Below are 13,222 nucleotides of genomic sequence, written 5' to 3'. Positions count from 1 at the left end.
CCACTTAGTAAAATAGCTTGGAATAAACACGTAACAAAAAATAATCAACCAAACACGATAAATCCCAAAAGTAATTTTTTTAAAGTTTCATTTTGGTATATATACCTAATCCCTTCTTTAAACTCTGTTATTAACATCTTCAAATTAACTTCTTTCCATTTTGTTCTACCATTTGGTAAACGAACTTTTTCTGGAATGGAGATCGTTTGAATCAAAATACCACTCGTAATAAAAGTAAGTGTATTTACTAAAATGCTCCCATAAATTCCAAAAGTCCAGTACACCATCGTTGCAATTCCTACACCAAACAAAGCATACAAACTATTTACCATTTGATTAATACCCGCTGCTGCACCGTATTGGTCTGATTCAACTACTCCCTGTATCATCGATTGTTCTGATGGAGAGAAAAATTGTATACATGCATTTTCCAAAAATAAAAATATAAAGACAAGTATAATCATCCCGTAATAAAGCGAAATTAGGATTCCAATATTACAGAGCGAACAACATATGTTACTTACTGTACATATACGTTGTCTATCAAAACGATTCACTACTGTCCCTACTAATAGAAAAAAGATTAATGCAGGTAATGCAATCATAATTTGTGTCATCGTTGCGTAAACTGGTTGTTTTCCGTATTGATCTAGCAAATAAAACATTAAAGAAATTCCAGCAATCATAGAACCGAGTCGCTCTAAAATATTTGCTAGAAAAAAACGTGCATACACTTTGTTGCGAAATAACTGTAGCATTTCTTTCATACTTCGTATCCTTTCTCTCGACAAAATAGTATTGTTTTAGTCATTTATTGGAAGTTACATTATATTTTTCGACCATTATCCAATCTTTTCCTTCTTAATAAAAAACAAAAAAAAAGAGCCCTTATTCTCAACACAAGGACTCTTTTCATAAACTATTTAGCTACCTCTTCTTTCGGCATTACCATACCTTTATAAAGTTGAACAGTTATCCAGTAATAAATGAAATAAATGACTAAGAAAATTCCTATTGGCACCCACACTTTTACAAACGGGTCAACTAATATAAAGCTGAATAAGTTAAGCCCTACTAAAACGTGAGAAATGCCAATGATCGCTGGGAAGATAAATAAATATGAAATTTCTTTATATATACTTTTCGTTAACATGCTACGTCTTACACCGATTTTTCGTAACATTTCATAACGGCGTACATCACGAGAAGCACCTGTTAATATTTTGAACATAAGGGAACTCGCCATCATTGCTAAAAAGGCAATTCCGAGGAAAAATCCCATAAACATTGTTCCGCTCATGAAGCTGTTCATAAACTGATAAATTGTCATTTTCGTAAATAAGTCTACCTTTTCACCTGTTACTTTTTCAATTTGTGCTTTTTGTCTCTTGTCTATTTCGATCAATAACAGTTTATATTTTTTCATATCATCTACTTTTGCTAATGTTACAGTGTGTTCTGTTCCTTGAATTCCTTTATAATGCTCTTCGTCTGCAATTCTTACTGGTTTTCCGTTAAATTGATTATGCGTAATTTGTATCTCTCTTACAACTGCGTCTTCCCAATCCTTTGGCATACGAGGGAATTTTACTAATTCAGGAGCCTCTAAAGCTGAATATATAGGTTCTGTTAAAGGTTCAGTCACACGTTTACGAACAGGTTCTTTTAACGTTTTTGTATCAAAATGGTCTGAAACAAGTGGTGGTTTCGCAGTTAAGTCGTTACGTAAATAATAAACCGCTTCTCCATCTACTTTATATTTGTACTTGCTTTCTTCAACAATTTCCATTTCTTTCAAGGCAGCTTTGTCTTGATCATTCGGATCATGAATTACAACATCATATACACGAGAAAAGTCTGTCATAATACCTACATTTTTTTGGAAAGCCATACCTGCCGTCATCGCACCTGCCCCTAATGCAATTAACATCGCTACAGTACCTAATACTCTCGATAAACTATTTACTCGAAAGCGTAGCTGTGCATATGTAAAACTATTTAGACCAGTTTCATTTCGTTTTTTATTCCCCTTAATTTTCATCACAAAAAATGGGAGTAATGAACTAAAGATAAAATATGTTCCAAGTGTTGTAACGATGGTTGCTATAATAAAACCTAATTCAGCATATATTTTTACATTGATCATAAAATAGTACCCTATACTTACTAGTAATACACCAAGTACTGTCATTATAATAATGCGAGTTTTACTTTTCTTCACTTCATCTAGTGTTTCATCTTCACGAATTAACTCTAGTTCAGTTTTACGTAACAATCGGACACTGTTCATTAAGCCAGTAATGAAAAATAGTATTAAGAAGAAAATAGCTGTAACTAAAATTGCTGGTGTGTATACAGATGCATAACTACCTTTTGCTGAAATTTCCATTCCATTCATTAAAAAGTTTCCTGCTACACTTGCAAGTAACATCCCTACTAAAATACCGATAATAATACTGACAATCCCCATACCGAATGTTTCAATAAATAATAACTGTGCTACTTTTTTCTTTTTTGCACCAAGCATCATGTACATACCGAGTTCTTTTCTTCTTAATGTGAGTAAGAAAGAGTTGGCATATATAATATAAAATACAGTAATGAAAGATAATAGTATTGCACCTACCCAGAATACGAGTCTAATACTACTAATAAGACTATTATCCTTCGTAAATTCACTATTCATCGCCATCGTTTGGAACATGTAAAAAATACTAATGCTAATAACGAGACCAATAAGTAAAACCATATAATCTTTTAACATCTTTTTCATACTATGACGTGATAATTTAAATAACATAGTTTCGCCCCCTACTTAGACTCAGCAGCTGAGCCCATATGAGCGAGCACACCTAAAATGTCTTGATAGAAATTCTCTCTAGTGCCTTGACGATTTAATTCTTTATAAAGAAGACCATCTTGAATAAATAAAATACGCTCACAATAACTTGCACTAAATGCATCGTGTGTAACCATCAAAATACTTACATTGTGATTTTCATGTAAATCTTGCATCGCTTCTAATAAACTTTTTGCGTTTTTACTATCAAGCGCACCTGTCGGTTCATCTGCTAATACAATTGCTGGATTATGTACTAAAGCTCTGGCCGCCGCTGTTCTTTGCTTTTGTCCTCCAGAAACAGCCGTCGGATATTTTGTTAAAATTTCGGTGATGCCTAATTTCTTCGCAACGTCATTTACCTTTCCAGTAATCTCACTTGACGGTACGCCTTGCAAAGAAAGTGGTAAAGCTATATTTTCATAAATTGATAAGTTTTCTAGAAGATTAAAATCTTGAAAAATGAAACCTAATTTTTGAGAGCGAAAATCAGATAACGCATTGCCCTTCATAGAAGTAATATTTGTACCAGCTATCGTCACACTACCACCTGTCGCTTGGTCAAGTGTACTTATCACATTAAGTAAAGTCGTTTTTCCAGACCCAGAAGGTCCCATGATCCCGACAAATTCTCCTTCTTTAATACTTAACGATACACCCCTTAATGCTTTTGACTGATTCTCATTTCTTTTCCCATACGTTTTTTCTACACTTTCTACAGTAACTACATTTGTTGACATCTCTTTCACTCCATCCCTTTTGTATAAAATTAATTTCTCACATATTTCTTATTATTTTGTCATGTGAATCCTTAAGAATTTTTTAATTATTCATTTAAGAAGAGTTACACCTGTAACATGAACCTTTTTCCTACTTCATATTCTCATTTTTCTACAACTCGTTCCCTCGATTTCGCTTACATTTACCTTACATTTTTGTAAGATAAAAAAGAAAACACACTAATTTCTAATAGTGTGTTTTCTTTACAATCAATATTTTCTATTCTTTATTTCTTCTTCAATACTTGCCACAAATACATCTAGCGCAATAACTTCTGACTTCTCTTCCCCATATTTACGTACATTTACAGCTCCGTTTTCCATTTCCTTATCCCCAATAACAAGAACATACGGTACTTTTTGCATTTGTGCTTCTCTTATTTTATATCCTAATTTTTCATCTCGTGCATCTTGTTCAACACGAACTCCAGCTTGTGCTAATTTATGTGCAATCTCATTGGCATATTGTTCATGTACTGCATTTGAAACTGGAATTACTTTCACTTGAACTGGTGCCACCCATGCCGGGAACGCACCTCCAAAGTGCTCAATTAATATTGCTAAGAAGCGATCTAATGACCCTAAAACTGCCCTGTGAATAACAACTGGTCTTTTCTTTTCATTATTTTCATCTATATAATTTAAATCAAATTTCTCTGGCATTTGGAAATCAAGCTGGATTGTTCCGCACTGGTGACTTCTATTTAAAGCATCTTTAATATGAAAATCAATTTTCGGCCCGTAAAATGCGCCATCACCTTCATTTAGTCTATATTTATAATTTAGCGATTGTAATACATTTTCTAATGCCGCTTCTGCTTGCTCCCATAATTTATCATCACCCATTGAATCTTCTGGACGAGTAGAAAGCTCTACTTCATACTCGAATCCAAAAGTTTTATATACGTAATCAATTTGCGCCATTACGGATTTGATTTCATCTTCAATTTGTTTTGGAGTTACAAATAAATGTGCATCATCTTGGCAGAAAGTACGTACTCTTAATAATCCGTTTAACGCACCACTAAATTCATGACGATGTACTTGACCAAATTCACACATACGAATCGGTAATTCACGATAAGAATGCAATTTATTTTTAAACATAAGCATGTGTCCTGGACAGTTCATCGGTTTTAATGCAAAACTTTTATTATCTACTTCAGAGAAATACATATTATCTTTATAATGTCCCCAGTGCCCTGATCTCTCCCATACTTCTTGGTTCATCATGAACGGAGTGCGTACTTCTTGATAATTGTACTCTTTTTGAATTTCTCTTAAAAATGCTTCCAATTCGTTACGAATCATTTGTCCTTTCGGTAAATAAAACGGCATTCCCGGAGCCTCTTCAGAAAACATAAATAACTCAAGCTCACTGCCTAACTTACGATGATTTCTTTTTGCTGCTTCTTCAACGAAATGTAAATACTCTTCTAATTCTTTTTGAGAAGAGAATGCAACACCATATATGCGCTGAAGCACTTGGTTATTACTATCACCTCGCCAATATGCACCGGAAACGTGAGTTAATTGAAATGCTTTCAAATAACCTGTAGATGGTAAATGTGGTCCTCTACATAAATCTACAAATTCACCTTGTTTATATAGTGTTACACTTTCCCCACTAGGAATTGCTTCTAAAAGTTCTAATTTCAAGCGGTCGTTCATTTCTTGAAACAGTTTAGCTGCTTCTTCTCGAGAAACCTCAACTCGTTCTATCTTTATATTTTCATTTATGATCTTTTTCATTTCTTTTTCGATTCTCCGTAAATCTTCTATGTTTACACTACTTGGAAGATCCATATCATAATAAAATCCATTTTCAATAACAGGTCCTACTCCAAGATTTATATCACCATACAATCTTTTTACAGCTTGCGCTAAAATATGTGCCGCGGAGTGTCTTGCAATTTCTACCCCTTCATTTGAATCTATAGTAATGATTTCCACTTCCGCATTTTCTTCAATATTTCGGCGTAAATCATATAATCCATCATTTACTTTCCCCGCGACTGCTTTCTTTTTCAAACTACTGCTAATGGATCCAGCAATTTCTTCTAAAGTAACTCCATTTACAAATTCTTTAACGCTACCATCTGGAAATTTAATTTCAATCATTTGTTCTTTCATTTTTCATCTCTCCATTTCATAATAAAAAGCACACTCATCCCTAAAATAGGGACGAGCGTGCTTTTACCCGTGGTTCCACCCAGATTCCCATTGTAAATATACAATGGCTTCGTTTACGGTAACGTCGTTTACACGGCACTAGATACTTCATTTCCCTAGTGCAGCTCTAAGGTGGTAAGTTATTTTTCTGCGTTAGGAAGTTCTCAGCTTTCCTTCCTTCTCTGTATAACCGGGGAAAATAACTCGTGTCCTTTTCTTCGCTTATTATGAAATTGAATGCAAAAAAGCATATTCATCCCTAAATATAGGGACGAATATGCTTATATCCGTGGTTCCACCCAGATTCCCATCACAAAAAACATAATGGCTTCTTTTGCGATAACGTCGCATACACGGCACTAGATACTTCATTTCCCTAGTGCAGCTCTAAGGTGGTAAGTTATTTTTCTGCGTTAGGAAGTTCTCAGCTTTCCTTCCTTCTCTGTATAACCGGGGAAAATAACTCGTGTCCTTTTCTTTGCTTTTTGTAAAACATCCATTTATTGTTATTTAATATATCTTATTCATTTTATTTTTGCAAGTGTTTAAAAAAATTATTTATTTAATTTAAAAAAGTGAAACCAATTTTTTTTGGTTTCACTTCACAATTTTACCAATCTTGTGGTTCGTAATTTAAGTCTGCAAATAGACGTCTTTTCTCTTTCTTCGTTAAATCTCTCCACTGCCCAACTGGTAAATTATTCAATTCGATATTCATAATTCTCGTACGTTTTAACGTGTATACTTGATAACCTAAAGCTTCACACATACGGCGAATTTGACGATTTAGCCCTTGTGTTAAAATAATTTGGAACTCATATTTTGATAACTGTGTAACCTCACAAGGAAGCGTTTTTGTTCCTAAAATTTTAACACCCGCTGCCATTTTCTCTAAGAAATCAGGTGTAATTGGCTTATCTACTGAAACGATATATTCTTTCTCATGTTTGTTTTCAGCACGTAAAATTTCATTAACAATATCACCATCATTCGTTAACAAAATTAAACCGTCTGAGTCTTTATCAAGACGTCCAATGTGACTAATTCGTAAAGGATGGTTCACTAAATCGATAATATTACCTTTTACTGATTTTTCACTCGTACATGTAATACCTACTGGTTTATTTAAAGCGATATATACGTGATCTCGAGCAATTCGAAGCTGCTCTCCATTTACTCGTACATCATCACCTGGGTTCACTTGGTCACCAATTTTTGCAACCTTACCGTTAATAATTACTCTTCTCTCATTAATTAGTTTATCCGCTCCACGTCGAGACGCTTTTCCAGCTTCACTAATAAATTTATTGATACGCAAATTAGGCACATCCTTTTCTAAAAAAAATTTCAAGCTCACACTGCTTCTACCGTACAATACAAAAGGGTAAGCCTCCTATTATAACTTAAATATATTAACATGAAAGGGTATATAACGTCTTCTATTAATTACTTGTTTATAAGAAAATATCTTTATTATACATTCATTTATGCACTTTTTCAGCGTTTAATATACAAGCCATTCTTCCTTACATACAGCTTGTTTTCCTTTTATCTCTTCTATCTCTTCATGAATATTAGCTAATTTATATAAACCTGGGAAAATCTCTTCCACATAATGTTGATGCGTCTTTTCATCTTTCCAATACGTTAACACTATGTAACGATTTTCATTTTTTAAAGACTTCCCAACTACTCCACCTAACATTCCTTTTGCTTTTTCCATTCCTTTATTCCAAATTGTTTCTTGCTTCTGTAAAAAATGATTTTCCTTTTCCACCTTTACATCACATATAGCAATTCTTACGAATGATCCTTCTGTAACAACGTCTTTCAAATGCGTATCAGTTATATCATACAACGTTTGAAATAATTCAATTTCACATGAAAGAAACGTATCCTCTTGATTACTATTTAAATAAATTGTATCGTGAGCACCATTCATAAATGATTGATATGTACTTCTATCTTCCCATAAAGTAAATACACATGCCTCATCTTCATACCATCCACCAAATTGTCCATGAAACCCATCTAGGTGCCGTATATCACGCCATTTTCCTTGCGCATTTGAAAACAATTCCTTTTTCTCTTCTTCCACCTTACAGTAGATTGTTTTTAGTAGCATTTTTAATTCCCCCTTATGATCCAATCCATTTCCCACTCGCCATACTTTCTATTTTTCCATATACACAAACATTAATTTTTTGTTATCAACTCCATTACTTAATCAAAATTTGATGCCCTCCGTAAATGTTGTAAGTTGATTACGAGAATACTTACCGTGTAAAAATACATCTAAAATATAAAAATTAAAATCTCTTACTTTGTTTTCTTATCCCAGTTATAGTTTACATAATATAATTATGTATTACTATTTATATCATTCAATAAAATATACTATTTTATTCTATACGCATACTATTTTAAATTCAAACAATTCAGAATTAAAATCCAAAAAAGATAGAAAGTAAACAATCCTACATTATCATCTACTCCCTATCTCTCTTATCATCAATTATTTTTCAAATAAATAATACGTAATTTCTCCTGGATAATGTAATACAGTTACCTTCCGCTCCTCTTTTTTAAAACTAACAGTATGCCCGTTTTCCCCTAAGTTCTCCCATCCATTTGCCTTTGTAATAGGCATTACACTTGTATATTGATAGTCCTCTTCATTATCATCGTTAATATGGATTGCTGACATTGGCACTGGAAAATCTTTAATTTTAGATTCTTTGTCTACATATATGAGTGCAAATAAACCAACTAATAACATAGCCATTGAAATACTTAAAACCAGTTTTCTTCTATTCATTTTCACTAAAAACCCTCTTTTCTCGCATATAACTTTCGTCATTTTACTAAATTTAATTATTCACGTATAGAAAAGACATAATTTAAATTATTTCTAACCTATTTTCTCTACTTTAAACAACATTATTGTTATATATTATAATTATAAGTTTTTAAATTTTGGAGGCGTTACATATTGCAGAAATTACTTTTTACTAAATGGACAGTTGTTATTTCTATTTTCATCATTTTTGGTACAATTTTCTACGTTACTAATGTTAATAATAACAGCGAAAAAGCAACTGTAGAAACAGCGGAGACAAAAACTTTCAAAACGAAATTACAACCTAAAATTAATGAATTGACTACTCATTATAATGACATCATCGAAAAAGATTGGTTACCTGCCTGGGAAGAGATTAACACGAATGGAGATTCAGTAGATCGAAATAAACTATTAGTTACAATGAGTGCTGTTTCCAAACAGTACGAAACAATTATGAACGAAATAGACACGCTTAAAATTGAAGAAAACATAACAGATATAGATATACAAAAACAACTACTTCAATTCACAACTCAGTTTAAATCCGCATCAAATTTCATGAAAAATGCAGCAAATTTAATTATAGACGGAGCAAATAACTCTACTCCAACCAATGAAACTATTGAAAAAACAAAACAAGCTTTAGGACTTGCGGATCAACATATTGTCATCGCTTTATCTACTTTAAATGAAGTTGAAGATAAATTAGGACTTACAAAAAAATAAAACTATTTACTATTTTAAAATAAAAAATGATTGCAATTCACAATTTGTATGTCTATAATGTTTTTATTGATTTACAATCAATGTGTTTATAAATTTTATAATTCGGATGAACCATTCAGGAGAAGGTCTATTGATCTACCGACGGGGCAAAAAGTTGTTATACCAACTTTGAAACTCTCAGGTCTTGGTTACAAGTAGAACTGCATGGGGACGAATCTCTGGAGAGACTCCCTCTCGCTTTCATAGAGCGCGGAGGAAAACGAGCACCGAAGGAGCAAATCCGCTACTTTAGCGGATAATCTCTCAGGTAAAAGGACAGAGACAAGCGAAAGAAAAAGCCGATTGTATCGGTTTATTTTTCTATCCCTTGTTTCTCCAGAGACCATTTCATTTACTTGAAGTGGTTTTTATTTTTTCTAAAAAAGGAGAATAAAGATGGAGACAGTAAGTAAAGTATTAGAACAACTAAATCAATACGTGTGGGGATTACCAACTTTGTTGCTACTCGTTGGAACAGGTATCATTCTCACAGTGCGTTTAAAAGGTTTACAGTTTAGTAAACTATTATACGCTCACAAACTAGCATTTAAAAAATCAGAAGATGCCTCTTCTTCTGGAGATATTAGTCACTTCCAAGCACTTATGACAGCTATGGCCGCAACGATTGGTATGGGAAATATAGCCGGTGTTGCAACAGCTGTTACAATTGGTGGTCCTGGTGCAATATTTTGGATGTGGATTACCGCTTTATTCGGTATGGCAACAAAGTATGCAGAGGCAATACTTGCAGTGAAATACCGTGTTAGTAATGAAAATGGTGAATATTCAGGTGGACCAATGTATTATTTAGAGCGTGGTTTAGGTAAGAAATGGCTTGCTATATTATTCGCTATATTTGGTACAACTGCTTCTTTCGGTATTGGTAATATGGTGCAATCTAATTCAGTTGCAGAGGCAATGCGAATTAATTTCTCTTTCCCTCCTGCTTTAACTGGTATAGTAATGTCATTTTTAATCGCAATTGTTATTTTAGGCGGTGTAAAAAAAATCGGGAAAGTGACGGGATATGTCGTTCCTATTAAAGCTTTCTTTTATATAATTGCTGGTCTTATCATTATTTTCTATCACTACGACCAAATTCCAGAAGCATTTTCACTTATTTTTTCTGGTGCATTTAATGGTACAGCAGCTGCTGGTGGTTTTATCGGGGCAACAGTTGCATCAGCTATCCAAATCGGAATGGCGCGTGGTGTATTTGCGAACGAAGCTGGTTTAGGGAGTGCACCAATTGCTGCTGCGGCTGCAAAAACTGATTCGCCTGCAAAGCAAGCTTTAGTTTCAATGACTGGTACTTTTCTAGATACGTTTATTGTATGTACAATTACAGGACTAGTATTAATCACTACAGGCGCTTGGAAATCTGGTAAAACTGGCGTTGAAGCTACAACACTTGCATTCCAATCTGTATTTGGTACTGCTGGTAGTATGATTCTCGGTATCGCAATTATTTTATTTGCCTACTCTACTATTTTAGGTTGGTCGTATTATGGAGAAAAATGTGTAGCTTATTTATTCGGAGAAAGTGCAGTTAAATATTATAAAGCAATCTTTATTGTCATGATTGCAATTGGTGCTAATTTAAAGCTAGGAATCGTATGGACATTTGCTGATATTGCAAATGGACTTATGGCAATTCCAAACTTGATTGGTCTAATTGGATTAAGTAGTATTGTTGTTGCTGAAACGAATCGTTTTTTACAAGCAGAGAAATTGAAAGAAAATAATAAAAAACAGGCAAGTTAATCTATGAAAAAAGGAATGACTCATACATGATGAGCATTCCTTTTTTCATCCCCTCTTTTACTCAATTACTATCATTAAAAATATATTTATATCAATATTTACTCCTTTTTATTCCTCCAAAAGTTTTTCACATAAATGTCATAAATCGTATGGTCTAACTATATAGTTGAAAAGGAATGCGACATTAAAGTGTCGCTGAAAAACTCATCCAAGAAAAGGGAGGAAAAATCTTTTGAAAAACAAAATCATTGTTTTCCTATCTGTTTTATCATTTATTATTGGTGGTTTCTTCTTTAACACGAATACTTCAAGTGCTGAAACATCATCTACTGATTACGTTCCTAACCAATTAATCGTTAAGTTCAAACAAAATGCATCTTTAAGTAATGTGCAATCTTTTCATAAATCTGTCGGAGCTAATGTCTTATCTAAAGATGATAAGTTAGGTTTTGAAGTCGTACAATTTTCAAAAGGTACTGTAAAAGAAAAAATAAAGAGTTATAAAAATAATCCAGATGTGGAATATGCAGAACCGAATTATTACGTTCACGCCTTTTGGACTCCAAACGACCCATATTTTAATCATCAATATGGATTACAAAAGATTCAAGCTCCACAAGCTTGGGATAGCCAACGAAGTGATCCTGGTGTAAAAGTAGCTATTATTGATACAGGAGTTCAAGGCTCACACCCTGATTTGGCTTCGAAAGTAATTTACGGGCATGACTATGTTGATAACGACAATACATCTGATGATGGTAATGGTCATGGTACACATTGCGCTGGAATTACTGGAGCACTTACGAATAACAGCGTCGGAATTGCTGGTGTTGCCCCACAAACTTCAATTTATGCTGTCCGCGTATTAGATAATCAAGGAAGTGGTACTCTTGATGCTGTAGCGCAAGGTATTCGAGAAGCTGCTGATTCGGGTGCAAAAGTAATTAGTTTAAGTTTAGGAGCTCCAAATGGTGGTACTGCATTACAACAAGCCGTTCAATATGCATGGAATAAAGGCTCTGTTATAGTTGCAGCTGCTGGAAATGCTGGAAATACAAAAGCTAATTACCCTGCTTATTACAGCGAAGTAATTGCAGTTGCTTCTACAGATCAATCAGATAGAAAATCTTCATTCTCTACTTATGGTAGCTGGGTAGATGTTGCAGCACCAGGTTCAAATATATATTCAACATATAAAGGAAGTACGTATCAATCATTAAGTGGTACATCTATGGCAACACCTCATGTTGCAGGAGTCGCAGCTCTTTTAGCAAATCAAGGATATAGCAATACACAAATCCGCCAAATTATTGAGTCTACTACTGATAAAATTAGTGGTACAGGTACGTACTGGAAAAACGGTAGAGTCAATGCATATAAGGCTGTACAATACGCTAAGCAATTACAAGAAAATAAAGCTTCTTAATAAATAAAGTAAAATTTTAATCAGTCGATCTACCATTAATGCCGGATAAAATAGAAGGAGAGACTTCTACAATTAAAGCCTCTCCTTTTTACAAACTATATTACTCTCCCTGCTTTTTAACCATATGTAAATACAGTACAAAATCCATCATTGTTGACGAATGACCAAGTTGACGGATCATCGCTGTTATATTTCCTCTATGATATGTACCATGATTTACGACATGTTGCACTAATTCTAAAATCGAAGTTTCTAATTTCCCTACATATGGATTCTCAATAACAAATACAGCATTCACATCTTGTATTGTAATTAAAAACTCTTTATATTGATTTGCCATGTTTTCAAACATTTTTTCTAATTCATGTAACGATTTAGTTTCAATTTGTTTTCGTAAATCTTCTCGGTCTTGTATTGCTTCATCCATACTTTTACCATGCAATATATGTAACCACACTTGATCTGTAATATAAATATGCACAAAAGTATCCTTAATGGATGGGAATACACTCTGTATCTGCTCATTAAAAATCGTCTCATAGTTTGGTAACTCTTTTAATCGATTGAATAATCTAGTATTAGCCCAAGCATGGTAATCACACTGTTTTAATATATAATCTTTCAACTTATATTAC

At 33.5% G+C, this 13,222-nt stretch carries 10 protein-coding genes, 1 pseudogene, 1 riboswitch and 2 other annotated features; of the genes and pseudogenes, 3 read left to right on the top strand and 8 right to left on the bottom strand.

Annotation, left to right across the window (positions count from 1 at the left end):
* Positions 1-47: 47 nt before the first annotated feature.
* The 7 genes and pseudogenes from GBN91_RS19905 to GBN91_RS19875 all read right to left on the bottom strand — a co-directional run.
* Positions 48-776, bottom strand: a pseudogene (locus GBN91_RS19905) (MFS transporter); the annotation flags it as partial.
* 143 nt (positions 777-919) lie between these two features.
* Positions 920-2,800: an FtsX-like permease family protein gene (locus GBN91_RS19900; RefSeq protein ID WP_006918597.1), complete on the bottom strand. Its 1,881-nt coding sequence runs from the start codon at positions 2,798-2,800 to the stop codon at positions 920-922.
* A gap of 11 nt (positions 2,801-2,811) precedes the next feature.
* Positions 2,812-3,579 (bottom strand): ABC transporter ATP-binding protein, encoded by a 768-nt coding sequence (locus tag GBN91_RS19895; RefSeq protein ID WP_000106426.1) that lies wholly within the window; start codon positions 3,577-3,579, stop codon positions 2,812-2,814.
* A gap of 249 nt (positions 3,580-3,828) precedes the next feature.
* Positions 3,829-5,751, bottom strand: a complete 1,923-nt coding sequence (thrS, locus tag GBN91_RS19890) for a threonine--tRNA ligase (protein WP_000663097.1) — start codon at positions 5,749-5,751, stop codon at positions 3,829-3,831.
* A 44-nt stretch (positions 5,752-5,795) separates the two neighbouring features.
* Positions 5,796-6,018: a binding site (T-box leader), on the bottom strand.
* Between the two features lie 36 nt (positions 6,019-6,054).
* Positions 6,055-6,278 (bottom strand) — a binding site (T-box leader).
* Between the two features lie 122 nt (positions 6,279-6,400).
* Positions 6,401-7,108 carry a 23S rRNA pseudouridine(2604) synthase RluF gene (rluF, locus tag GBN91_RS19885; RefSeq protein ID WP_001222171.1) on the bottom strand — a complete coding sequence of 236 codons (708 nt, stop codon included), beginning with the start codon at positions 7,106-7,108 and terminating at the stop codon, positions 6,401-6,403.
* A gap of 186 nt (positions 7,109-7,294) precedes the next feature.
* Positions 7,295-7,915: a DUF4937 domain-containing protein gene (locus GBN91_RS19880; RefSeq protein ID WP_000925169.1), complete on the bottom strand. Its 621-nt coding sequence runs from the start codon at positions 7,913-7,915 to the stop codon at positions 7,295-7,297.
* A 390-nt stretch (positions 7,916-8,305) separates the two neighbouring features.
* Positions 8,306-8,650: a hypothetical protein gene (locus GBN91_RS19875; RefSeq protein WP_050566488.1), complete on the bottom strand. Its 345-nt coding sequence runs from the start codon at positions 8,648-8,650 to the stop codon at positions 8,306-8,308.
* A 132-nt stretch (positions 8,651-8,782) separates the two neighbouring features.
* Between GBN91_RS19875 and GBN91_RS19870 the strand changes: the two genes are divergently transcribed.
* From GBN91_RS19870 to GBN91_RS19860, 3 genes are all read left to right on the top strand, one after another.
* Positions 8,783-9,358, top strand: coding sequence for a hypothetical protein (locus GBN91_RS19870; RefSeq protein ID WP_001170892.1), 576 nt, complete (start codon positions 8,783-8,785; stop codon positions 9,356-9,358).
* Between the two features lie 208 nt (positions 9,359-9,566).
* Positions 9,567-9,687: riboswitch (glycine riboswitch) on the top strand.
* 106 nt (positions 9,688-9,793) lie between these two features.
* Complete coding sequence (locus tag GBN91_RS19865) at positions 9,794-11,161, top strand: alanine/glycine:cation symporter family protein (RefSeq protein WP_000451035.1); 1,368 nt, start codon at positions 9,794-9,796, stop codon at positions 11,159-11,161.
* 232 nt (positions 11,162-11,393) lie between these two features.
* Positions 11,394-12,587 carry a S8 family peptidase gene (locus GBN91_RS19860; protein WP_152122066.1) on the top strand — a complete coding sequence of 398 codons (1,194 nt, stop codon included), beginning with the start codon at positions 11,394-11,396 and terminating at the stop codon, positions 12,585-12,587.
* A 100-nt stretch (positions 12,588-12,687) separates the two neighbouring features.
* Here the strand turns inward: GBN91_RS19860 and GBN91_RS19855 are convergent, their stop codons facing one another.
* Positions 12,688-13,212, bottom strand: coding sequence for a DinB family protein (locus GBN91_RS19855; RefSeq protein ID WP_016122462.1), 525 nt, complete (start codon positions 13,210-13,212; stop codon positions 12,688-12,690).
* Positions 13,213-13,222: the final 10 nt, after the last annotated feature.

The organism is Bacillus sp. B1-WWTP-T-0.5-Post-4 (genome assembly GCF_009183795.1).
In the GTDB taxonomy this organism is placed as follows: Bacteria; Bacillota; Bacilli; order Bacillales; family Bacillaceae_G; genus Bacillus_A; species Bacillus_A cereus.
The sequence above is the reverse complement of the archived record's forward strand: the minus strand, read 5'-3'. Positions and strand labels throughout refer to the sequence as shown.